Genomic DNA, 21,792 nt, shown 5'->3' on the forward strand with positions numbered 1-21,792 from the left:
ATGAATGCACCACTGAAGCATGAGAACGCATACTGGGGAACGAAAACGGATTTTTCGTCCCTGATGGAGCAAGTACGCAAGATTGGTCCTGTTCTCGAAGAGAACTCGCAGGACAATGAAAAGCTCGGGCGCTTAAACGAGGCAACGTTTGAAGCCCTGAAGTCGCTGCGGATGTCGCACATCTTCGCCGGCGAGGACATCGGCGGCGCGCAGCTTTCCCCGACCCGGGGACTGCAGCTCATAGAAGCGATCACCTATTACAGCGGGGCGGCCGGCTGGATATCGATGGTCCATGCCTGCATCGGCGCGATGTCGGCGGCCTTCCTGCCCGATACAGCCATCAATCGCCTGTTCGGCGGCGACGTTGATAACCGCTTTTCTGGACAGGGCACGCCAACGGGCATGCTCAAGAAGGTCGACGGCGGTTACCTGCTGAACGGCAAGTGGTCCTATGCGAGCGGCATCTATCATGCCACCTTCACCCACACCGCAGCGCTCCTCGACGATGGCACCGGTCAGCCCGCAAAGGATGAAAACGGCAACGTGATCGTGCTCTGCGCCCACGCCCCGGTCGATGATCACGACCTGCTCGGAAATTGGCACTCGCTGGGTTTGCAGGCGACCGGCAGCATCGACTACGCTGCCAAGGACGTGCTCATTCCCGAGGACATGGTGTTCCCGATCCTGACTGCCGAACCGCAACGCATGAAGGAATTCTTCAGCCTTGGCGTGGTTGGGCTTGCCTCCATCGGCCATTCGGGCTGGGCAATCGGCGCGTCGCGGCGCATCCTTGACGAGATGGCGCAATACGCCCTCACCAAGACCGGTCGCGCCGGCCTGCTTGGCGAGAGCGACAAGTTCTGGTTTGACTTCGGCCGGGCCGATGCCCGCGTGCGTGCGGCGCGTGCCTTCCTCTTCGAAGTGTGGCGTGATGTCGAAGCCTCCGTCGAGGCCGGCAATCGCGTCTCGACCCGTCAGATCAGTCTTGTACACCTTGCCAAGTCCGAGGTGCACGAGGCCGGCGTCGATGCCTGCCAGTTCGTCTACCGGGCCGCCGGCGGGGCTGCGCTGCGTTATGGCGTGATGCAGCGGACCTATCGCGAGATGCTCACCGCGGCCAATCATTTCACGATCAATCCCAACATCGTGGGGGCAGCGGGCCGCGAAACCGCCGGGCTGTGGAGTGACCGTGTCTGGCAGTTCTACGATTTGGTCGAAAAGAAATGAGCGGCGCGGTTAAACCACAGGATCAGCCCGTGACGAGCGCGGCCACGGACAGCGGCGCCAGGGATCCGGTGATGGAGGCCTTCTTCTCGGCCTTCCGTCATCATCCATCGGGAGTGGCGATCATCACGACCGATGCTGGTGGCGGACCCGTCGCACTCACGGTCAGTTCGCTGATTTCGGTTAGCGCGTCGCCACCAACGGTGGCCTTCTCACTCTCGGCATCATCATCGACTGCGAAGGCGGTTGAGCAGGCGCAAACCGTGGTCGTGCATTTCGTGCGGCGCGGGGATATGAAGCTTGCGAGGCTGTGCGCCACCAGCGGGGTCGACCGCTTCGGAGCCGATGTGCGCTGGGAGAGGCTCGCTTCAGGAGAGCCTTACTATCCTCAGGTCGGCCTGTGGTTCCGGGCGGTGCTTCGCGACCGGCTTGTCGTGCCCGGTGCCTGCCTGGTGGTCGCCGAGCTTTTGTCGGCATCGCCATTGGGGCAACAAACGCGGGGCGATGATACATTGGTCTATGCTAACCGCACCTGGCACGGGCTGCGGACGATATCGGAGGAGAACAAAGAGCTGCTGCTGTTGTGGCCCGAGGATTCGGCAACGTTCTAAAAACGTGCGTCTATGTGGCATAGCTGGCGGGTGGATAAGACCTGTTTTAAGGAGTCATTCGCGACCGTCGGAACCTGCAACCCTCTCCCTACGATGAGCCAAATTAGAAGTCGTGTGACTATCGCCACCGGCTCTTGAAATGTCGTCCGCCGCTTGCGTTTGATTGCTAGATGATGGCGCGATTGAACGAATTGGGGATCGCCGCAGCATCGATTGTGCGAAAGTGTGAGTTGACCGTTTTCGATGGCGAGGCGACACTTGCAACCTACAGCAAGACAGGAGGAAAAATGATGGACGAGCCAGACCGCTGGCGCCACATGACAACCGCGCCGAGAGACGGCAGCCGGATCCTCGTCACGATCCGCTCGTCCGAACAGGGGCCGGCAGCAGTCGACCTCGCGTATTGGTCAAATGGCGATCAGTTCGGTGCAGAAGGCTGGCGTGCTTCCGATTCCTCGCCCGGCCGCCTCGTCGAATATGCTGAGCCGGAATTGAAGTGCTGGATGCCGATGCCCTCGGCCAATCTCAATAGCACCACCACGCCGTCTCCCTGGGAAGGCGACGACGCCCAGCAGCTCGACGGGTCAGGGATTTGAAACTCGCGCCGCCATGTCGCGAGGGGTCGATACGCGGCGGGTGGCAAAATCCAGTTGAGCAATCGGCAACTTTCCTTTGCGTAGGAAACACGAGCGCACCTTGAGTCGCGACGGCTGTGTTGCATGTGACATCATTCTTGGCCTGATGAAGACCTGCGAAAGCTCGGACCGTCCTTTTACCAGTATCTCGGAGATCGACTTGGGTTCAGCGGCAAGGTCATTCCGCCGTTGGCAGGGCTCGTCGCTGCAAAAGCATGACGGCTCCCTCCCCGCGATATTGCAACGGCACGAGCCGATAACGCTCTTGCTGGTATTCGAACCTCAGTCGAGCGAAAAGACTGAAGGCGCACGAAGGGAGAAAAGCGCGCAGGTGCGCGACCATCCCGGCAGCAAACTTGGCGATCTATGGATCGTGGCCGCCTAAGGAGACCTTCGCTTAAGTCTGCTCGCGCTCACCACCAGCATAGACTTTTGCCAAAATGCTAACAATCTCCGCCATTTTGGCGCGAAGCTCCGGTGGCTCTAATACTTCGACTTCCGCACCAAAACGCAGGATCTCCATCGAGGTGTGAGCGATAGAACCTACCGATAGAGTTACCCGCCGCCAGCCCTGTTTGTCAGCCTCTTTAGAAACCACCGCCCCGGCGCGGACATAGGGGGGCAGAAAGTCGTCCATCACTTCAATGCCCCAAGGCGAGAGACGAATTTCAGCGTAGTTTGGATGAAGCTCTGCCTCGTAGCGCCGGATGCTCTCGGTCCAATATGCACCGAGGTCGAAAGCCTTTGGGTATTCAAAGCGCTCATCGAGAACGTCCATTTCCCTAATTCGAGAAATGCGGTAGGTGCGGGCGATACCGTCGACTTGAGCGACCAGATACCAGACACCACCTTTCAGGACGATGCCAAGAGGCTCGACCCGTCGTTTCTTTTCTGCCTTCCGGCTTTGATAGTGCATACGTATAGGTCGCTCGTTCCACACGGCATCGGCAACGAGTGGCAGGTGGATCAAGCGCTCTCAGCGAACCAGGCCGGCGCGTCAAAGTGGAAGCGTGCCTTCATCGCGCCGGATCGCATTTCTTCTGGCAATGCAGCCAAGAGTTTCTTGCGCGCACTTGCCGCAACTGCGCCCAATCCCAGATCAGCCGCCTGGCGCGTGAGCCCGGCCAGGAACAGCGCCTCAGCCTCGGTCGAGGATAAGCCGTTTAGGCAGACCCGATAGCCTTCGAGCAGTCGATAGCCTCCGCTGCTGCCCCTTTCGCTGTAGATCGGGATACCTGCTGCGCTGAGCGCATCCACATCTCGATAGATTGTGCGCAGCGAAACCTCGCACTCGTCGGCGAGCGCCTGGGCGGTGACATGTCCCTTCGCTTGCAGGGTAGTCAGTATGGATAGAAGCCGGCTTGCACGCATCTGCAAAGCCATAATCCAACCTGACACGAATTGACAGGTATGGCCGCTTAAAATGCCGTTGCCGGCGAGGAGCTGGCAACACGCCGAAATCTACTCCGACCTCATTCAGACCCGGGGAATTGATCTCGGAAACAATCTTGGAACTGGGAAAATCATGCAACGCGCCATCAAACATCTACTTATTGGAGTGCTACTCGCCATGACCACTGGAATTGCAACAGCGACGACGGCTAGTGAGAACGATCGCAAGCTCACTATTGTCAAATCCGCGAAACCTCTACGACCCGACACCGAATGGTTACAGCTCGGCGGTGATTGTGCCCGGCGGAGCCAAGGTGGCCTACATCTCCGGACAGGGCGGCCAAGACAGCACGGGAACCTTGTCGCCCGACTTCGCTGCACAGGTTAAGCAGTCCTACGCTAATTTGCACACCGCCCTCGATGCGCTCGGAGCCAAGCCAAATCAGGTCGCCAAGCTCACGGTCTTCGTGGTCAATCACGATATGTCCAAGCTTGAAGTGTTGACCAGGAACGTCAAGGAAATGTTCGGTGAGGCGCTGCCGGCGCAGACCCTGATTCCTGTTCCCAAGCTTGCGATTGACCCCATGCTCTTCGAAGTGGAGGCCGTCGTCATTCTGGAATAACGACCGCTTTCGCAAATATCCTCACTCTGATACGTCGCAAGCCGGCGTGCGAGATGTCTATCGATCCCATCTGCACGGTGCGACCCGCTACGAGCGAAACCGACGCCCTCTCCCATTTCCAAATTCGGAGAGGGCGGCGCTTCACCGACGTTGTTTGAAGCAGCAGATCCTATGCCAGCCGGCTCGACGGCGCTGCTCTACTGCAGATACGTCTCGCAGAAGTCCTGATTTTGCGCGCCAGCGCTTTGCTCGGGCAGACCGGGACTTTCGCGACAAGCTCTTGGCGGCGTTGGATAGCTGCCGTTCCGCTGCGGACGCAACAACTCGTACCAAACTTCGCCGTACTCACTTTCCGCAAAGGGACCGGGCCAGCGTTCCGTTTCTGGTGAAGAGTGGACGACGGCAAGCGATGAAGACGCTTCACGCGCAGTCCGGGAGTATCTGGAGACGCTCGACGATGCCGCCTTTGGTGTAGCCTCGGACGTCAGGCCCCCGCTGATCCGGCGGCGCAATGGACGGGAGCCCATAAGGGACATGCCTTCTTCGCTTATGCCACCAATTACCTGATCGATACCGACAATGCGGTCACTCTCGACGTCGAGGCCAGCCGCGCCATCCGCCAGGCTGAAGTCGGCGCATCACGCACGATGATCGACAGAACCGAGGCGAGCCTCGGGCTCAAGCCCGAATGGCTTGTGGCCGATACGGCCTATGGTTCGGCACCGAACCTTGCATGGCTGGTGAAGGACAAGGGGATTACGCCGCATATTCCGGTCTTCGACAAATCTAACCGCACCGACGGGCCTTCTCGCGGGCCGACTTCACCTTTGATGCGGATGCAAACCACTGCGTCTGCCCTGCGGACAAGCTTCTGGTGCAATTCCGACGCAGCTACGAGACGCCACGAACCGGCATCACCAAGGCCGGAACCAAGCTCTACTGAGCCAGCAAGTAGGGACTGCTCGGTATGCCATCTGAAGCCAAAATGCTGCCCGAACATGGTCGCTCGAAAGGTGCCCCGCGATATGCATGTGGATGCTCGTGACGTTGCCCGCGCTTTAGTCGGAACCCCCGACTACGAGCATGCCCGACACCTACGAAAGAAGGTCGAAATGCTGTTTGCGCGTCTCAAACGTATTTTGAGACTTGGGCGGTTGCGACTGCGAGGTCGGCGCGGCGCACGAGACGAGTTCCTTTTGGCCGCCACGGCGCAAAGTCTAAGAAAGCTCTCAAAATTGCGACCTCTCATGGCTCCAACCTGCCAAACGGTGGCATGAGGAGCATGAAGATGCCAACGGTGCCTGCCGATAATCTGAGTCGTCAACCAACGGAACAGCCGCTTCCGGGGGCCGGGCGCGTTGAGGTCGCGACTAAGTCAACAATATCCGCCGAAAGCCGTCATTTAGCGTTAGCGTCTCCTCTGCTGCCAGCATTTGCGACAAGATCGATTGCCGAAGGCCATTGATATCGCAGCAGTTCGACTGCACTCCCCGCGCGCAGGACCTCGCATTTTTCCGCCACGATGCCGCCAAGCCGATCATACACGGCCACCGCTTTCATGTTCATGGCATAGACGAGCAGGTGGATGGGTTCAACTTTTCGCAGATCGTCGAAGGTGGCAATTGCCTCACGAAGGAGCGAACTTGCCACGCCACGCCCTTGGAAGGCCGGCCTTACGTATAGATTATGCAAATAGGTTCCAAACTGCATTTGTTCGTTGAACAGAAAACAGCAGAGGCCCACGATATCCAATCCATCAGTGGCGACAAAGATGGTGTGATCGGAGGGACTCGCAGTGAACCTCTTCTGCCAAAGGGTCCGCTTTTCCACGAGAAGAACACCCTGCAGGTAATCTTCCGGCAGAATATTCGCATAGGCTTCCCGGCTGGTTTCTACATGCAGGTGCACAATCCTAGGCATGTCGGAAGCGAGCGCCTGTCGGTACTGCAACATGAAGGTATTGGTCTTTCTATCGAGATTGAAGCTCAAGCATTCAAGTCGCCACGTCCCCGGAAAGCAAGGGGACGCTGCACTCTTCGCAATGACTGCAATGGGCCGTACGAACGCAATGACCGACTGCGGTCTTGATACACACCTCACTCTACAGGACAATTCCACGGTAGGAGTTCCTCGATCCGGCTCTGCTTGTGGCCTGCGACAAAGGCGGTGAGCGTGCTGGTCTGGTACCGCAACGGACGCTGATCAGGCCATCAGGCAAGCACTTTCAGGATGGCACGCATCGACTTAATTCGCTTGTAACCCTGAGTGGAATGCGGATAACTGCCCGCATTCCGCCCTACTGGGCAGATCGCCCTTATTCCCTTCCGTCGGCGATGCGGCGGAGGCCCGCTTTGAGATTGCGTTTCCGATGTTTCATTCCCTTCGCCAGATCCGTGCCCGGCCGCAATTACTGCTCCTTGCCTTCATGATTTTCGTCCAGGGTTCCGCCTATGGCTCGACCCTGCCCTATCTGTCGATAACGGCAATCCGCGAACTGGGCATCAGCGATCAGGCCTATTCGGTTCTCGTCTTCGTGACATCGGTGTCGGCGGTCACCATCAGCGTCTCGCTCGGCATTCTCTCCGACCTGATCGGCGACCGGCGCAGGATCATGATCGCCATGGCGCTCATGGGCGTGGCCGGCTATGGCGCCATCTTCCTCTTCCCCTCGGTGCCGGTGTTCATCGTCGCCACAGCGTTCGTCATCCCGTTCTTCCAGTCCGTCAGCTCGCTGATCTTCGTCGGCGTTCGGGCCGAAACAACCGGCCTTCCCGGCCGCGACGCCGCGGCGATCAACGCCACCGTCCGGGCTTTCATGTCGGCCTCTTGGGTGGTTATGCCGGCGGCAATGGGATTGGCATTCGCCGGCTCGGCGAGCATGATGGGCGCCTGGGGCGTTGCCGGGCTCTGCGCGCTCTCGATCTTGCTGTGCTCCACATTCCTGCTGGCAAAGCCGGCGGGCGATGCGGCCCCGGCAAAATCGCAAACGGGGTTCTTTTCCGCGCTTGGCGAACTCGCGGCACCGGTCATGCTGGCCCGGATGCTCTCCATGGCCGCGCTCACCGGCACGATCCGGCTTTCAAGCACGCTCTGGCCGCTGATACTCATCGTCAATCTCGGCGGCAAGACCGCCGATGTCGGGGTCATCGCGGGGATCATCGCCTTTCTCGAAATTCCGTTCATGCTGATCTGGGCAAATCTGCTGAAACGGCTCACTATTCTTTCGATCCTGATCGTCGCCGGCCTGATCTATGCCGGATTCATGGTCGCATTGGCCTTTGCCACCACCCCTTGGCAAATCTACACCTTGACCATACCCGCTGCAGCCGGCGCGGCGGCGCTGCTCTCCATGCCGCTGACCTATTTCCAGGATCTCTTTCCCGGCCGGCCGGGCCTGGGCACATCGTTCAACCCGATCAATTCCTTCCTGGGGAACGGATTGACGGCGATGGCGTTTGCCATAGGCGCACACTTTTTCGGCTATTCGGGTACGGCCTGGCTCGGCGTGCTGATGGCGCTTGCCGGCATTCTTGGCCTGGTCCTGCTTGAAAAACGTCGACCGGCCGTGGCTACCTGATCACGGCATCAACCGCCCCGGGTGGTCGATTCCTCGCTCCTCACTCTTGGCGCTGAGGTCGCAGGCACGATTGCTGCGATTGGTGAAGGCGTCACTGGTTTTGAGATTGGGATGAAGGCGTTTGCAACACCTGGTGCCGGTGGCTATGCACAATATGTCAGCGTTCCAGCCGCTATTGTCATCCCTCTGCCGGAAGGCCTCACACCCGTTCGAGCGACTGCATTGGTTGCGCATGGCCTGACCGCAGCATTGACATTGCGCCAGGCCTCCCGCCTTCAACCTGGAGAAAGCGTCTTGATCGAAGGTGCCGCGGGGGGCTTGGCATTTTCACAATCCAGCTCGCCAAGCTTTTTGGTGCTGGGAAAGTCATTGCGGCGGCGAGCACGCCGGAGAAACGCGCTTTTGCCGAAAGCCTCGGCGCAGACGGTTCCGTTGACTACACTGCACCTGATTGGGCAGCGCGTGTCCGCGAACTGACAGATGGACGCGGCGCGGACATTGTTATGGAAACCGCCGGCGGAGAGACTGCAAACGAAGCCCTCGACGCCATGGCGCCGCTTGGCCGCATGGTATTCATCGGCCAATCCAGCGGCGAGAAGACGGTTATCGAACCGTGGCGGCTGACAGTGCCCAACCACACGATCACCGGCTTTTATGTCGGCGCTTACCTGGCGTTTCCGGAGATCGTCCAGAACACGCTCATGGAAATCATCGGTTTCGTGCTGTCCGGCAAATTGACGCTACATGTCGGTGCCGTGCTGCCGCTGTCCCAGACCAGCGAAGCGCATCGCTTGCTCGAAGGACGCAAGACGACCGGCAAGGTTGTCCTTGAGCCATGGCCCGACGAGTAGAGGCCGGAAGAACCGAAAGCGGCGTATCGGCTGACGACGGATACGCCGCAGAGCCCGCGAACGCGATCTGCGTCAGGCCACATGATCAAAAAGGGGCAAGATGCCGTGAGAGCATTCGCCATTGACGCCTACAAAAGCAAAGCGGGGCAGACCCTGCGCGAAATGCCCGTGCCGCAGGTCGGCAACAAGGACGTCCTCGTTGAGATTCATGCCACGAGTGCAAATCTCCTGGACGCGAAGATCCGCGATGGCGTGTTCAAGCCCGTCCTGCATTATCGCCTGCCGCTGATCCTCGGCAATGACCTCGCGTGTGTCGTTGTCGCTGTCGGACGCGACGTGAAGAAATTCAAAATTGGAGACGAGGTGTTCGCCCGCCCCGACAAGGATCGGATCGGGACTTTCGCCGAATTCATCGCCATTTCGGAAAAGGACCTCGCTCTAAAGCCGGTCTCCCTGACCATGGAGGAAGCAGCCTCCATACCCCTCGTCGGCCTTACTGCATGGCAGGTGCTCGTAGAACGGGCCAAACTAAAATCCGGGCAGACAGTCCTTATTCAGGCTGGATCCGGTGGCGTGGGTACGATTGCCATCCAGCTTGCCAAGCATATCGGTGCAAAGGTTGTGACAACCACGGGCACTTCGAATGTGAACTGGGTCAAGGACCTCGGCGCCGATCAGGTCATCGACTATAAGAGACAAGACGTCGAAAAGATGGTCTCGAAGGTGGACGTCTTCTTGGATAGTCAGGGTGGCAAGGAAGTCGATAAGACGCTTTCCGTTATGAAACGCGGCGGCCAGATTATCGGCATCCAGGGCCCGCTTGATCTTCGCTTTGCGGTGGAAAACGACCTCGGGTTCTTGATGCGCCAAGTCGCGCGCTTGATGAGCTTCAATATACGCCGGAAGGCGAAAGCGAAGGGCGTCGATTACAGCTTCGTTTTTATGCGCGCTGAAGGTGACCAACTGGCAAAAATTGCCGACCTCATCGATGCTGGTGCAATCCGGCCGATCATCGACAAAGTCTACCCGTTCGAGCAGCCCCCCCAAGCACTCGAATACGTCGAGAGCGGCCGAGCAAACGGCAAGGTTGTCATCAAGATCAAGTAGTCGAAGCGAACAGCACGCAAGTCCACATGCCAATTTCCTCGCTGACTCAGGCCCGTGTACGATACACCATCTGGACATTCCGGACAATCCGCACTATGTTGGCGACGTGTACCAGATGGAGGCGAAAATGGTAGCGCCAGCTCGGAATTCACGAAATGGCGCTCGGATTGATGTTGGCCCAGCCGCCATTTCCGACATTCTTAAAGTACTTGCTCGTCACAATCCAAAAATTTCCAAGGCAGCATTGGAGGCGACGGGCAAGGTGATGGCTGCGATTTCAGCGGCGACCGCTCACCTTTCGGCGGAACAGCGGCGCGATCTCCTGGCCCACGAGAGAGAACTGACAGAGGCAATGGAGGCCGTAGTTGACGACTTGACCACCAAGCGCGGGAAGCTGATAGCCCTTCACGCCGACAAGCCTGTCGAGATCAGTAAGGGATCTGGGCTAGGGAAATTGGTGGATATCGAAGAKGGTCGGCGGCGCCTTGCTGACTATGCAACGGCTGAGCGATTGGAAGACTGGGCAGGCACGGTCGCCGGTCCGAGCGAGATTGAAAAGAGATTCGGTACCAAGCGCTCTACCTTGCACGATTGGCAGAAGCGCGGAGCCATTATCGGGTTACTCAAAGGCGAGCGCAAGCATGTCTTTCCTCTTGCGCAGTTTGTGGATGGCCGGCCAGTTGAGGGCATGTCGGAGATTACGAAGATCATTCGGAACCAGCGTGCGGCTTGGCAGTGGCTGATCCAATCCAAACCGAGCATCGGTGGATCGCCCCTCGATGCTCTCAAGTCAGGACACATCAACGACGTCATCGAAGCTGCTGAGCGTGATTTCGGTTAGATCGTGAAGCTTAACCCAAAGACCGTCAAGGAACAGGCTCTAGAGTTCCAGCCGCAATCCTACATTCGTGTGATGCCGATTGCTCACATGGCGACACCGCTCGGAATGGGCTTCGGCAATACGCGATTCTCAAGCCCCGTTTGCAAATTTCGCGTCGTCTACATTGCTCGCGATCTTCCTACGGCGATCGCCGAGACAATTGTCCGTGACAGGTTCGAGGGCACCACGAAACGTGTGCTCGACGAAAGCGACGTTGAGGGATGGGTAGTGGCGGACGTGACAGCCAATGCCCCTCTTCTGGTTCTCGATCTCCGCACCACCGGTTTGCTTAAGCTGGGGGTAAGCACGGATGCAGCCCGAGCGAAGGAGCACAGTGAAGGGCGACGACTCAGTCAAACCATTTACGACTCGTTCGCCGTCGATGGATTGCTCTACTCCTCACGGTTGACCTCCGCCGAGTGTCTGGCCGTCTATGATCGGGCGGTAGAAACCAAGCTGGTTTCCTCCTCCGCCGTGAACCTTGCGCGGCAAGATAACCTTGTTCCCGCACTAAAATCTATTGGAGTAGCGATCAGGCGGACGCGCTAATTGCCGGTGGCGCGCTTCGCATGTTTACGGCTGTCACAAGGTCATCCGAAATATGTTTTCGCGGCACGCCAGGCCATCCAACAAGACAGCATTGAGAGTGCCAGCAGCAGCCAACCCAGTTTCGCGCAAATGGGCGATGAACACTTCGGTGGGTGCTTTTGTAGCCGAGGCACTTGCGAGGCTGCGAATTCAACAGTTGGGCGAGGTGGACCAGCTGCTGTTKAGTGATGAGTGACAGGTGCGTATTCCCAGGCATGAAGCGTCGGATTCGCTTGTTGGTGTTCTCGACAGTTCCTTTTTGCCACGGCGAATTCGGGTCGCAGAACCAGCTCTTTGCGCCGATGCCGTCTTCCAAAGCCCGAAAGCCAGCAAACTCGGTGCCGCGGTCAAACGTAAAACTGCGGCGTGCAGAGGACGGCAAAGGTGCGAAGGCAGTGACGATCTTGTCCATGATCGGACGCGAGTGCCGACTGCGGTTCTTGATCATGACGGTGTAGCGGCTCACACGTTCAACGAGCGACGTCACGTTGTAATGGCCGAGCTTGCGATCGACGATCATGAGATCGCCTTCCCAATGCCCAAACTGCGAACGATTTTCAATAAAATCAGGCCGTTGAGAGATCCGGCACTTAAACGGGATCAAGCCGTCACGGGGCTTGCGGGATCCGCGAGGCAGGCGCCTGCGTCGTCGTTCGGGCAGGTGATCGTAGAGGCCGAGTGGATAATCCTCCTTGCAGTAGATGAAGCGATAGATCGTCTCGGGGCAAACGCGGATGACACTGAGACCGTCGGCAAGCAACCGTTTTGATGTTGCGAAGTACCACCGTGCTTCTGGCAAAGCGGTAGAAACCGCGGATTCGTCGATGGTTGCGAAACGCGGACATCAATGCTGCTGCCGCTTCACGGAGCGACCGTGCTTGTGCCGCGTTGACCCGCACAGAGTCTATGTCCGGCAGCGTGGGGACAGATGCTACCAGATGTTACGGGCCATTCCCGTCGTTCGACTGTAGGGATAGACCGATTGCAACGATCAGCTCGGAGGGCCTCGGTCGATGACCAGATCACCACCAAGTTCCAGTCCGGGGCTGCGCGTTCGGCGTCTGCTATCGTTAAGACGAGGCAGTCGAGATAATTTTTGATGAGGGCGATCCGTGGGCAGTCGAAGTAGCGTAGCCTGGGAGTCGGCTCGAACGAGCTGGGTCCGTTGGTTTCTTGTATGTGCGGTGATTACAGCATTGCCCGGATGCGGAGGACATCCGAAGGATGTGTTGACGCCGGTGGCGAACACCTCTCCGCAATCGCCGAAGGTCGACATGCTGATTGCCACGACCCGCACCCGCTCCACTGTTCCAGGCGAGATGTTCAACGGCGAACGGGCGCTGACTCCGGCCTTTGCCGACATGACGATATCTATTCCGCCGAGCAAGGTTCGCAAGGAAGGACAGGTCGCCTGGCCGAAGAGGTTGCCGTCCAATCCCGCCACCGACTTCGCCACCGTCAAGGCCGATGATCTCAACATCGACGAAGCCAAAAAATGGCTGAGCGCGACCGTCAGGAAGACCCCGGACGGAAGCGTGCTCGTGTTTATTCATGGTTTCAACAACCGGTTCGAGGATGCCGTCTACCGTTTCGCGCAGATCGTCCACGATTCCGGCGTTCATAGCGCACCCGTCCTGGTGACATGGCCCTCGCGCGGCAGCCTGCTCGCCTATGGCTATGACCGCGAGAGCACCAATTACACGCGCAATGCACTGGAGACGCTCTTCCAGTATCTGGCGAAAGACCCCGAGGTGAAAGAAGTCTCGATCCTCGCGCATTCCATGGGCAACTGGCTGGCACTGGAATCCTTGCGCCAGATGGCCATTCGCAACGGCCGGCTGCCTGAGAAGTTCAAGAACGTCATGCTTGCGGCCCCTGATGTCGACGTCGATGTGTTCCGCCAGCAGATCGTCGACATGGGCAAGCAGCACCCTCAGTTCACGTTGTTCGTATCGCGTGACGATAAGGCGCTGGCGTTCTCGCGCCGGGTCTGGGGCGATGTCTCCCGGCTCGGTGCCATCGATCCGGAGCAGGCTCCTTACAAGAAGGAGTTGGAGGACAACAAGATCATGGTGATCGACCTCACCAAGATCAAATCCGGGGACAGCATGAACCACGGTAAGTTCGCGGAGTCGCCGCAGATCGTGCAGCTCATTGGCCAGCGGATTTCGGAGGGGCAGACGCTCACCGACAGCAGGGTCGGGCTTGGCGATCAGATCCTTGTAGCAACTACGGGCGCGGCAGCTGCGGCTGGCAACGTCGCCGGTCTGGTTCTCGCCGCGCCTGTAGCCGTCGTCGATCAGGATACGCGTGACAACTATGCCAGCCACATCAGCAGTGCGGCGGGCTCGAGCGGCCGTCAGGCCACAGCGGCGGTCAAGAATTGCGGGGAAGGAAGACCGACGCCCAACTGCAACGCTAGGTCGCCAGCTCGACTGGCGACCGGAGTTATGCCTTGATCCGGCACATCCGATCATCGGCGTCATGTTTCCAAATCTCGCTCTGACGAGAGCACGCTTAAACTGAGGGATACCGAAATTGACAATGACATCAAACCGATTCGTTTTGCTCAGTCTGGCGCTGGGATGCAGTGCCGCCTGCGCCCATGCCCAGTCGAACGAGGAGCTGGCCAAGAAGCTCTCAAATCCGATCGCCTCGCTAATCAGCGTTCCTTTCCAATTCAACTACGACCACGGTTACGGTCCTGAAGACGGCGACAAGGCGACGCTAAATATCCAGCCTGTGGTTCCGATCGAGATCAACGAGGATTGGAACGTCATCTCTCGAACCATTCTCCCGGTCACCTGGCAGAGGGACGTCGTCGGCTCATCGGGAACCCAGTTTGGTTTAGGCGACATCACGCAGAGCTTCTTCTTCTCACCAGCGAAACCGACGGCGAGCGGCATCGTCTGGGGTGTCGGTCCCGCCTTCCTGCTCCCGACGGCGACAGACGAGTTGCTGGGCACCGGCAAATGGGGTGCCGGACCGACAGCTGTCGTTCTTAAGCAGGAAGGTCCGTGGACGGTCGGTATGCTAGGCAATCACATCTGGTCGTTCGCGGGCCAGAGCGATCGTCCAGACGTGAGCTCGACATTCCTGCAGCCGTTCATCGCTTACACAACCAAGGACGCATGGACATTCTCGCTGAATACGGAGTCCACCTATAACTGGGAGGCAAAGGACTGGTCTGTTCCGATCAACTTCACGATCGCCAAGCTGATTGCGATCAACAAGCAGCCGATCAGCCTGACGGCTGGCATCCGGTATTGGGCGGACGCGCCGGACAACGGCCCGAATGGACTTGGCGTCCGCGTCGCGCTGACATTCCTCTTCCCCAAGTAGGCCTGTCTCCTACGAAACGACCGCACATTCGCACCATGCGGTAACACACTGTTGGCATCGGGGCTTTCGCTGGTGTGCAGCGCGCTGCCAAATGGGCGGGACCCGATCTCGAAACATAAGGGATACAAGTATATGAAAGTCCTCAAGACCACCGCTAAAGTGCTTGCGACGATCTCGGTTCTGATGCTGGTCTCCGCACCGATCCTCGGTCCGTCATCGGTCGAAGCAGGACGGGCGGCGGCGTGCGGCCCGAGAGGCTGTGCTGCGGCCGGGTGCGGCCCAAGCGGTTGCGCAGCCGGAGCCGTTAGGCGTCCCCCCGGTTATCGTCCGGTTCCGGTACCGCGCCGCGGCGTGGTCGTCGTCGCACCGCATCGCTACTGGAGGCCGGGCGGTGCGATCGCCGCGGGTGCTGCGATCGGCTTCGTTGCCGGGGCGACGGCGGCCTCGATCGCCGGAACGCCACCCAAGCCCGGCTATTGCTGGTACTACACAACTCCCACCAAGACGACCGGCTTCTGGGACGTGTGCCCCTCGTAGTACGGCCAGATCGAGGTTGAGATGACGACTTCACGGGCGCGATATTCGTGGCTGTTGACGACACAGGCGATTGGCTCAGTATCCTTGCTGAGCCAATGCTATCCCCTGTACTCCCGATTACTGGATGATCCAGGGCATGTGCAGGTGCACGCTGATATGCCGGTGGTTTCGGTTGTTGGGCTCAGCATCGCGCTGGTGCAGTGCGCGCACTGGTATCGGGTTTTCGAGGTTCCTTTGCCGGTAAGGGACGCCAACGTGGTCCTTGGTCAGCTTGTCCTGTTCACCAGTCGCCTCACGTTCATCATCGCAAGTGCCCTGTTTTCCCTCGTGCTATTCCGACATCTGCCGGAAATCGATTTTGGCCAGCCCTGGGGCGGCTACGTCTGGCGCGGCCTGCTCCTCCTGGCGGTCTTGTTTTCCGTTTTCTGCTTCACCACGGAATTGGAGCGCCTCGGGCTGGCGCTCCGCGGACAGGAGAAAACATCAGACGATTGACCCGTTCAGGATCCCTCTGACTGGCGCGTCGCGCGCCACCGTCAGCCGCGTTCTCAACGCGTTGATCCAGCCGCGCCGGATGTGCGCTATGAATATCCGAAGGCCGGCGGTTCTATCCATCTCGTCATCAAACATAGTGTTCATGCGAAGTGGCGTTCGGTCACCACTCCTACGACGGTCTTCGTGGAGACGGTTCTGGCGGGTAAGTCGCAACTGGAGCGTCTCGTATCATGCCCTGCCCCCAGACGGTTAGCGCGTGACTTCGTGGCGACGGCCGATCTCGGCTCGCTCGGTCGGGCACCATCCACAACAGAACATACCAGATGTTACGGGCGTTCGGCGGCGCAACCGCATAGTTGTTGAGCGCAGTCACGTGAAGGAGAAGTCATGAAGCGCCTGATCACAGCCATCGTCGTGTTCGCGGCAACCGCCGCCATCGCATATGCACAAGATCCGATTGTTGGAAACTGGAAGACCGAGCTTGGAGATACCGCAGCAATCGCTTCCTGTGGCAGCGGCTATTGCATCACCCTGAAGTCAGGCAAGCACGCCGGCATGCAGATTGGCACATTCAGAGGCAACGACGGCAGCTACGAAGGCAAGATCACCGATCCCGATGCCAACAAGACCTATGACGGCTCCGTGACGGTCTCGGGCAACGCTCTAAAGCTGAAGGGCTGTGTATTGAAGGTCGTGTGTGAATCGCAAACCTGGCCTCGTCTCTGAGAAGAGAGCAAAGATGGGGTCCATCGCAATCGCCAGCCGTCTTGGCCCCTGGTCGCCGCCGTGCTCGCCTGCGTGCCGCCAACGGCGTTGGGGTCACTCGCGCCAGCGGCTCGACGTAGGTTGAGGTCAGATCATAGCGTAACGCGAACTAGCGGTCCCACGAGCCGCCGATGACGTCGTGCGGGTTGTCTGGCTTCACGTCTCGGCGGATGGAAATTTTTTGACTTCTCGTTCGGCCCGCCTCGCGGTTGCCAAAGAGGCTGGTCCGTTCGGCTTTGCAAGAGTTGTGGTTCGTTGTCGTTGTCGCGTTGAGAAGGCCCCGGCGGCTGGACCCTTATTGTGACCGGTTAACCTGCACCATCGGCTGGGCGAAATCGATGTCATTTTCGCCAAATGTCTGCATCAGCAATGTGTATGCTTTTCTTCGGATCGAAGTCTGTTCGCCTGGCTTGCAGGTGAACCCTACAGCCACTTCGATGCCGTATTCTCCGATTTTCTCGACGCCGGTCAGCTTGAGCGGCTTTATGAAAGATGACTTGAATTCCGGATCCGCCTGGAGCTCGACGCCRATATCCTTGATTAGTTTGCTCACTTTATCCAGGTCCGTTTTGAAGGGGATATGGAAGCGAAATTTGTCGACTGCCCAGTCGCGGCTCGAATTTTTGATTGCGCCAAGCGTGCCGAAAGGCACCGTAAATATTGGTCCTTGATAGTGCCTCAGTCGCACGGATCGTAGACTAAATGACTCGACGACACCTGCGTAGCTTCCCGCCTCAATGTATTCCCCGACTCGGAACGCATCGTCCAGAAGATAAAAAACGCCGCTGACAATGTCCTTGACGAGTGTCTGCGAGCCAAACCCGAGAGCAACACCAACCACACCTGCGCCGGCGATAAGCGGGCCGATCTTGACACCCATTTGCGAGAGAACAGTGAGAACGGCCACTGTAAGAAGCCCCGCGGCCAGCGCGTTACGAAAAACAGGGAGCAAGGTGCGAATCCGGCTTTGGCGCGCCATCTGGTTCGGGTCGAGCGCTCCTTCATCGCCGTAATCGCTGAGCTTGCGTGCGATGTATGCGTTGCCCAGTTGCCAGATTAGGTCGAATACAAGCAGAATAACGACGCTGTTGAATATGCCGACAACAATTGACTGGACGAGGGCCAGGTGACTGCCTACCGGCTGAAAATTCTCGTGCCAAACGTAGGCGATCCAATCCACTGCCGCGATGACGATAACAGCTCTCGCACCCCGAACAAGCATAACGGCTTTCAGGTCCGTCGTACCGTCGTTGTTCCAGCGTGAAGCTGCGAAAGCGAAGGTTAGCTTGTCAGCGATTGAAAGAGCGCGTGGCACAACGACAATCATTATGCCGATCCAAAACAATCCCAGGAAACCGCTGCACCAAAGTAGCCAGAGAAAGATCATGCCGGCGACGATAACTGCACGAGAGACCGGGTCTCCCAACCGATTCCTGTTACCTGAGCGGGCGCGGCCCACTGTATCGATCGCCATCAGGAGAAAGACTGTCGAAAATATAAGGGCCATCAGCGAACGGACGTTCGATGCTACGCCGAGCCTCTCGCCAATAGCCGAAAATGCCAATGCCACTGTCAGCACAGCGACGAGCAGTCGGACACGTGGATAGACCCTGGCCATCGATTCGGATGCGGCCATCGCGAGCCGATAGAGCGCCATTGCGCCTTGGAAGGCGACTGTCGCCAGAAGCGAGTAGAGAACGACCAACCGCACAAGCGGTGGCCAGGCGACGAGTAGATACAAAAGCGCAGCCGTAGCCGTGAATATCAACAGCGGCGTAATCTCCATATGCGCTTGCTTCAACAGAGGGTTGGCTGGAAACACGTCTGGCGCCGAACGACGAATGGATCGACCCGCGCCAATGGCTGCGACGATACCAAGCAACAGTATTCCAGGGGCAAAGCCACTGTCGTGCGCCTCTTGCCAAACTGAACGCGATACGCGGTAGAGTTCGCTGCCAAATAGCGGCACGGCGGAAAGCAGTCCGTCGAGGTGGGTGCGTGATCGGGTCTCCAATTCGTCGATCACCCGCACGGCTTCTGTAGGCGCGCCTTCAGGAGCCACAACTTGCCTTTGCGCCAACCATGTCTTCACGTCCGCGTCTTCGAGAAGGCGGAGCAGTTCCGTGACCTTCGACGGCTCTGCAGTGCTCGTCGAAAGCGCCGACGCGGCCGACGGTGAACAGCTCAACAGACAAAGGAACAGGTTGAGTAGCAGAATGCGAATGGTGAACATTTAGCCTCGCGCAGCCAACCGACGCTTCTTGATGGTATAAATCGTTGGCATGAATGGTGTTGAATTTCCACGCCCGTTGATAAGGGAGCAGATACTTGCCGCCTTATACGATCCGGACCAGAGTTTCCGATTCTCCGAAGTGGCTCCCGGAAAGTTCTGAGAAATCAGATACGAACAGAAGCAATGTCAGTCTGTATGCACCTGCTCATGATCGAGGACCATCGTCAGAATGCGCGCGTTTTGCTCGCAACATATCGAACCTTCCAACATCGGTCATGATGTTGACCAGAACACTGCCGGTCCATCCGAAGGTAAATAACCCCGACATGCCAATGATCGGCCCGAGCAGACGCCATCGATCGGGCAGAGTGACGTTGCCTTCCCCGAGCGTCGTGTAGCTCTCCAAAACGAAATAGTAGCTGTCGCGCATCGAGGGGATGATTGAACGCGCATAAAGAGGAACCGACCAGATCAGCGTCTCTGCAAAATGCAGGATTGCCAAGGCAGCGATCGTCACTGCGAGCACCAGATTCAGGCGCCAATGCCCCCTGGCGCTCGTGACATGCATCCAGGATTTGCTGAACTTCCAACTGATGGCCCGTATTCCTACGCCGTGCACGAATATCACCACGATCAGAATTACAGTGCCGACAAATATCTCCAGAACTGGGTTTGGAGCCGATAGCAGGTCCACAAGTGACATCCTCGGTAGTCTGGCCGCAGGTGTGGAAGGCTTCTCTCAAGCCTCCCACCGGTCTGTCGCCAGCGCAGGTGTTGCAGTTCCCTCGCGCTAGTAACAAAGTGGATAAGGGTAGTATCCGCATGCTGGAGGCGGGTAGTAGGGTCGATTGGCGGCGACCGCGGCTGCGCCTATCGCAGCACCCGCAACCACGCCTGCTCCGTAGTATGCACCAGGATGTGCATACCAGCCCCCCCTCCAGACGGGGGCGCGGACCCCAACGCCCCCGACGGCCACGCCGCCATACGGTCCACGGGCGGCAAACCAGTCGATGAACAGGGATGCCGGGCCATCCGCTCCGTCGAGATCGCCTTCGAGAACGGCAACGTMAAATGTTAGATTCTCGCCCTCGAGCTTCGGCGTCTTCAGCACGACGACAGCATCGGCAACTGAATCCCCCTTAACGCTCAGGACCGATATCGTCGCATTGGGAGGATCCTTGGCGAAGCTATCGGTCCCCTCGCCCCACTGCTTGATAAATTCGGAGGTCAGGACGTGGCCCGCCGATCGCACCGGGCGGTCAGCGAACACGATGGAATTGGTCGAAATCCTGCTCATCGTGAGCTTGCCGTTCTCCAGCTTCGCTCCTGCGGAGTTGAGTACGGCCAACGACGGGACCATTTTCGGTTTTGTTGCGCCGATGGTCTTCTGCGCGGGGGCCGAGATGGCGTCTTGCGCGCCGACCGGTGAAGTGGAAACGAGGCTCGCGGCGACCGCGATGATGCAGATGTGAGAGATCCTAAGCACTATTTGTCCTCCGGTGGGCCACGAGGCCTCTACTTCAAAAGTCCCAGATTGATCAGTTGAACGCGCCTGTTATCGGCAGCCTCCGGGTGGCCGGCGTCGATCGGCCATTCTTCGCCCGCGCCAACCGAGAAGAGACGATCGGGCGAAACCGCGAACGTAGTCGACAGCGCCTCGTTGATCGCGTCGGCGCGTTTCTGGCTAAGCTCGAGGTTGTGTTTGGCCGTTCCCGTCGCGCTGGAATGCCCGACGATAAGGAACTTGTAGCGGAACAGATCCGGGTGATGCAGTGCATCTGCGATCAGGCCAACGGTACGGTAGGATTTCGGCTCGATGGCAGTGGAGTTGTTTTCGAAATCGATCTCGACGATCAGCTGCGAAAGCTCTGCGAGCTTGCTCCAGTTGGGGAGTGCTGCAACGCCCTTCCCGACGTTGGCGTCGGCTTCCTCTACGAGCAGAGCGACATCGACCGCAGGGGCTGCCGACCTGACCTGTCCAAGTGTGYTCATGATCTGACTGTTGTCGAGCTGTTGAGCGGAAGCGATGCAGGGAGCCAGCAGCAGGCCGAGTGCGAGTGAGAAGCTAAGGCGACGAACAAACATTTTCTTTTCCCCGGTTCGGATCATGTTCAACGCCATCCAGCGTCGGTGATGGCCTGGTTGCATGCCTTGTTGTCGACGCGTTTCGTCTCAACGAGGCAGGAAAGGATGTTGCCATCGCCCTTCACGCTGTTGCAGTATTGAGAGATGTCATGCTGGCAGACCTTGAACACCGACGCCTGCGCTTCCTGGCGTTGTGCAATCGATGTCAGGACGCTGCCAAGCGTCGACGTGCAGGTTGGCGAAACCTTTGATGCATTCTTCTCAAGGCAGGCCTGGATCCGGCCCTGTCCAAGGTTCTCGCCATTGCAGAACTTCTTGATGTCGCTTCCGCAATCCTTGGCAAGGGCAGTCACCGCATCTGCATAGCTCATTGTGTCCGCCCAACCCGCTGCAGCTAAGGTAAGGAAGGCGGCTAGCGCCGCTCCTCCAAAGACGCCAATTCTCTTCGACATAGTGTATCCCATCCTGGAGCGATTGATCGGAGAAGGTGTTTCCGGAGACTTCCGTCGCGCGTCGGGATCAGAAAGGGAAGTATGTTACAGTAACAAACATCAACAACGCTCGTCGCATTGTCATCGTCGCGGCCGCGTGAACGGCACGATGGCCACTCTGTCCAGGGCCAGCTCGATCTCGATCTGAAGACTGTCTATGAGCTCTGTATACTCGGCGACGCGCTCAGCACGCTCCGGTGCAGATGAACGTTTCCAATCCAGTCGCCCGTCATAGGCAGTGGCGAAATCGTCGCAAAGGTCGCGAAATCCCTCGCTCCGCGCAGCGAGCTCTTCGATCGCCCTGACGCGCTGCTTGAAATAGGTCTTCGCGAATTCGACACCCTTTTCCATCGGTC

The 21,792-nt window shown here is 58.4% G+C and carries 25 protein-coding genes and 2 pseudogenes; 17 read left to right on the forward strand and 10 right to left on the reverse strand.

Features of this window, described 5'->3' with window-relative positions; translation table 11 throughout:
- The 4 genes from AC1DMK_RS15380 to AC1DMK_RS15395 all read left to right on the forward strand — a co-directional run bounded on the left by AC1DMK_RS15380 (position 1) and on the right by AC1DMK_RS15395 (position 2,855).
- Positions 1-1,227, forward strand: coding sequence for an acyl-CoA dehydrogenase family protein (locus AC1DMK_RS15380; protein WP_477860116.1), 1,227 nt, complete (start codon positions 1-3; stop codon positions 1,225-1,227).
- Positions 1,224-1,835, forward strand: a complete 612-nt coding sequence (locus tag AC1DMK_RS15385) for a flavin reductase family protein (RefSeq protein ID WP_477860118.1) — start codon at positions 1,224-1,226, stop codon at positions 1,833-1,835. The genes AC1DMK_RS15380 and AC1DMK_RS15385 overlap by 4 nt, the downstream gene beginning before the upstream one ends.
- A 290-nt stretch (positions 1,836-2,125) precedes the next feature.
- On the forward strand, positions 2,126-2,431 hold the full coding sequence (locus AC1DMK_RS15390) for a hypothetical protein (RefSeq protein WP_477860120.1): 306 nt from the start codon (positions 2,126-2,128) through the stop codon (positions 2,429-2,431).
- Positions 2,432-2,531: 100 nt separating this feature from the next.
- Complete coding sequence (locus AC1DMK_RS15395) at positions 2,532-2,855, forward strand: hypothetical protein (RefSeq protein WP_477860122.1); 324 nt, start codon at positions 2,532-2,534, stop codon at positions 2,853-2,855.
- Between the two features lie 12 nt (positions 2,856-2,867).
- Here AC1DMK_RS15395 and AC1DMK_RS15400 read toward each other — a convergent pair whose 3' ends face one another.
- Positions 2,868-3,440, reverse strand: a complete 573-nt coding sequence (locus tag AC1DMK_RS15400; protein WP_477860124.1) for a helix-turn-helix transcriptional regulator — start codon at positions 3,438-3,440, stop codon at positions 2,868-2,870.
- Positions 3,437-3,853 carry a helix-turn-helix transcriptional regulator gene (locus AC1DMK_RS15405; protein ID WP_477860126.1) on the reverse strand — a complete coding sequence of 139 codons (417 nt, stop codon included), beginning with the start codon at positions 3,851-3,853 and terminating at the stop codon, positions 3,437-3,439. Before AC1DMK_RS15405 ends, AC1DMK_RS15400 begins: the two co-directional genes overlap by 4 nt.
- Positions 3,854-3,995: 142 nt before the next feature.
- Here AC1DMK_RS15405 and AC1DMK_RS15410 point away from each other — a divergent pair.
- Together AC1DMK_RS15410 and AC1DMK_RS15415 are read left to right on the forward strand one after the other, a co-directional pair.
- Positions 3,996-4,485 (forward strand): annotated as a pseudogene (locus tag AC1DMK_RS15410) (RidA family protein).
- Positions 4,486-5,048: 563 nt separating this feature from the next.
- Positions 5,049-5,762 (forward strand): transposase, encoded by a 714-nt coding sequence (locus AC1DMK_RS15415; protein ID WP_477860166.1) that lies wholly within the window; start codon positions 5,049-5,051, stop codon positions 5,760-5,762.
- A gap of 121 nt (positions 5,763-5,883) precedes the next feature.
- Here the strand turns inward: AC1DMK_RS15415 and AC1DMK_RS15420 are convergent, their stop codons facing one another.
- Complete coding sequence (locus AC1DMK_RS15420) at positions 5,884-6,474, reverse strand: GNAT family N-acetyltransferase (RefSeq protein WP_477860127.1); 591 nt, start codon at positions 6,472-6,474, stop codon at positions 5,884-5,886.
- A 379-nt stretch (positions 6,475-6,853) separates the two neighbouring features.
- Here AC1DMK_RS15420 and AC1DMK_RS15425 point away from each other — a divergent pair, with 379 nt between their 5' ends.
- The 6 genes from AC1DMK_RS15425 to AC1DMK_RS15450 all read left to right on the forward strand — a co-directional run bounded on the left by AC1DMK_RS15425 (position 6,854) and on the right by AC1DMK_RS15450 (position 11,449).
- Positions 6,854-8,062: an MFS transporter gene (locus AC1DMK_RS15425; RefSeq protein WP_477860129.1), complete on the forward strand. Its 1,209-nt coding sequence runs from the start codon at positions 6,854-6,856 to the stop codon at positions 8,060-8,062.
- Between the two features lie 21 nt (positions 8,063-8,083).
- Positions 8,084-8,539, forward strand: coding sequence for an alcohol dehydrogenase catalytic domain-containing protein (locus tag AC1DMK_RS15430; protein ID WP_477860130.1), 456 nt, complete (start codon positions 8,084-8,086; stop codon positions 8,537-8,539).
- The gene (locus AC1DMK_RS15435; RefSeq protein WP_477860168.1) at positions 8,431-8,913 is read left to right on the forward strand and encodes a zinc-binding dehydrogenase; all 483 of its coding nucleotides are present in this window, start codon (positions 8,431-8,433) and stop codon (positions 8,911-8,913) included. Before AC1DMK_RS15430 ends, AC1DMK_RS15435 begins: the two co-directional genes overlap by 109 nt.
- A gap of 105 nt (positions 8,914-9,018) precedes the next feature.
- Complete coding sequence (locus AC1DMK_RS15440) at positions 9,019-10,020, forward strand: NADP-dependent oxidoreductase (protein WP_477860132.1); 1,002 nt, start codon at positions 9,019-9,021, stop codon at positions 10,018-10,020.
- 127 nt (positions 10,021-10,147) lie between these two features.
- Positions 10,148-10,861 carry an antitoxin Xre/MbcA/ParS-like domain-containing protein gene (locus AC1DMK_RS15445; protein ID WP_477860134.1) on the forward strand — a complete coding sequence of 238 codons (714 nt, stop codon included), beginning with the start codon at positions 10,148-10,150 and terminating at the stop codon, positions 10,859-10,861.
- A gap of 3 nt (positions 10,862-10,864) precedes the next feature.
- Entirely contained in the window at positions 10,865-11,449 is a 585-nt protein-coding gene (locus tag AC1DMK_RS15450; protein ID WP_477860136.1) for an RES family NAD+ phosphorylase, read from the forward strand.
- Between the two features lie 120 nt (positions 11,450-11,569).
- Here the strand turns inward: AC1DMK_RS15450 and AC1DMK_RS15455 are convergent.
- Positions 11,570-12,281 (reverse strand): annotated as a pseudogene (locus AC1DMK_RS15455) (IS30 family transposase); the annotation flags it as partial.
- A gap of 391 nt (positions 12,282-12,672) precedes the next feature.
- Between AC1DMK_RS15455 and AC1DMK_RS15460 the strand changes: the two are divergent.
- The 5 genes from AC1DMK_RS15460 to AC1DMK_RS15480 all read left to right on the forward strand — a co-directional run bounded on the left by AC1DMK_RS15460 (position 12,673) and on the right by AC1DMK_RS15480 (position 16,588).
- The gene (locus tag AC1DMK_RS15460) at positions 12,673-13,947 is read left to right on the forward strand and encodes an alpha/beta hydrolase (RefSeq protein WP_477860138.1); all 1,275 of its coding nucleotides are present in this window, start codon (positions 12,673-12,675) and stop codon (positions 13,945-13,947) included.
- A gap of 85 nt (positions 13,948-14,032) precedes the next feature.
- Positions 14,033-14,830 carry a transporter gene (locus AC1DMK_RS15465; protein ID WP_477860140.1) on the forward strand — a complete coding sequence of 266 codons (798 nt, stop codon included), beginning with the start codon at positions 14,033-14,035 and terminating at the stop codon, positions 14,828-14,830.
- Positions 14,831-14,962: 132 nt separating this feature from the next.
- A complete protein-coding gene (locus AC1DMK_RS15470; protein ID WP_477860141.1) occupies positions 14,963-15,367 on the forward strand; it encodes a hypothetical protein in 405 nt (134 codons plus the stop codon).
- Positions 15,368-15,388: 21 nt separating this feature from the next.
- Positions 15,389-15,862, forward strand: coding sequence for a hypothetical protein (locus AC1DMK_RS15475; protein WP_477860143.1), 474 nt, complete (start codon positions 15,389-15,391; stop codon positions 15,860-15,862).
- A gap of 387 nt (positions 15,863-16,249) precedes the next feature.
- Positions 16,250-16,588 carry a DUF2147 domain-containing protein gene (locus tag AC1DMK_RS15480; RefSeq protein WP_477860145.1) on the forward strand — a complete coding sequence of 113 codons (339 nt, stop codon included), beginning with the start codon at positions 16,250-16,252 and terminating at the stop codon, positions 16,586-16,588.
- Positions 16,589-16,922: 334 nt separating this feature from the next.
- On the opposite strand, the gene AC1DMK_RS15485 is transcribed toward AC1DMK_RS15480, so the two are convergent.
- The 6 genes from AC1DMK_RS15485 to AC1DMK_RS15510 form a co-directional block, all read right to left on the reverse strand.
- Entirely contained in the window at positions 16,923-18,860 is a 1,938-nt protein-coding gene (locus AC1DMK_RS15485; protein WP_477860147.1) for a mechanosensitive ion channel family protein, read from the reverse strand.
- A gap of 205 nt (positions 18,861-19,065) precedes the next feature.
- Positions 19,066-19,554 (reverse strand): ion channel, encoded by a 489-nt coding sequence (locus tag AC1DMK_RS15490; RefSeq protein ID WP_477860149.1) that lies wholly within the window; start codon positions 19,552-19,554, stop codon positions 19,066-19,068.
- Between the two features lie 96 nt (positions 19,555-19,650).
- Positions 19,651-20,346, reverse strand: coding sequence for a hypothetical protein (locus tag AC1DMK_RS15495; protein ID WP_477860151.1), 696 nt, complete (start codon positions 20,344-20,346; stop codon positions 19,651-19,653).
- Between the two features lie 29 nt (positions 20,347-20,375).
- Complete coding sequence (locus AC1DMK_RS15500) at positions 20,376-20,945, reverse strand: OmpA family protein (protein WP_477860153.1); 570 nt, start codon at positions 20,943-20,945, stop codon at positions 20,376-20,378.
- A 26-nt stretch (positions 20,946-20,971) separates the two neighbouring features.
- Positions 20,972-21,397: a cysteine rich repeat-containing protein gene (locus AC1DMK_RS15505; RefSeq protein WP_477860154.1), complete on the reverse strand. Its 426-nt coding sequence runs from the start codon at positions 21,395-21,397 to the stop codon at positions 20,972-20,974.
- Between the two features lie 120 nt (positions 21,398-21,517).
- Positions 21,518-21,787, reverse strand: a complete 270-nt coding sequence (locus AC1DMK_RS15510) for a hypothetical protein (protein ID WP_477860155.1) — start codon at positions 21,785-21,787, stop codon at positions 21,518-21,520.
- Between the last annotated feature and the right edge of the window lie 5 nt (positions 21,788-21,792).

Source organism: Rhizobium sp. 05L419 (assembly GCF_056397845.1).

What these genes read in the sequence shown, in the direction of transcription:
- AC1DMK_RS15425 (WP_477860129.1), top strand. Translation starts at nt 6,854, where the DNA reads ATGTTTCATTCCCTTCGCCAGATCCGTGCCCGGCCGCAATTACTGCTC.
- AC1DMK_RS15505 (WP_477860154.1), bottom strand. Translation starts at nt 21,397, where the DNA reads ATGTCGAAGAGAATTGGCGTCTTTGGAGGAGCGGCGCTAGCCGCCTTC.
- AC1DMK_RS15470 (WP_477860141.1), top strand. Translation starts at nt 14,963, where the DNA reads ATGAAAGTCCTCAAGACCACCGCTAAAGTGCTTGCGACGATCTCGGTT.
- AC1DMK_RS15510 (WP_477860155.1), bottom strand. Translation starts at nt 21,787, where the DNA reads ATGGAAAAGGGTGTCGAATTCGCGAAGACCTATTTCAAGCAGCGCGTC.
- AC1DMK_RS15405 (WP_477860126.1), bottom strand. Translation starts at nt 3,853, where the DNA reads ATGGCTTTGCAGATGCGTGCAAGCCGGCTTCTATCCATACTGACTACC.
- AC1DMK_RS15475 (WP_477860143.1), top strand. Translation starts at nt 15,389, where the DNA reads ATGACGACTTCACGGGCGCGATATTCGTGGCTGTTGACGACACAGGCG.
- AC1DMK_RS15480 (WP_477860145.1), top strand. Translation starts at nt 16,250, where the DNA reads ATGAAGCGCCTGATCACAGCCATCGTCGTGTTCGCGGCAACCGCCGCC.
- AC1DMK_RS15465 (WP_477860140.1), top strand. Translation starts at nt 14,033, where the DNA reads ATGACATCAAACCGATTCGTTTTGCTCAGTCTGGCGCTGGGATGCAGT.
- AC1DMK_RS15385 (WP_477860118.1), top strand. Translation starts at nt 1,224, where the DNA reads ATGAGCGGCGCGGTTAAACCACAGGATCAGCCCGTGACGAGCGCGGCC.
- AC1DMK_RS15380 (WP_477860116.1), top strand. Translation starts at nt 1, where the DNA reads ATGAATGCACCACTGAAGCATGAGAACGCATACTGGGGAACGAAAACG.
- AC1DMK_RS15390 (WP_477860120.1), top strand. Translation starts at nt 2,126, where the DNA reads ATGGACGAGCCAGACCGCTGGCGCCACATGACAACCGCGCCGAGAGAC.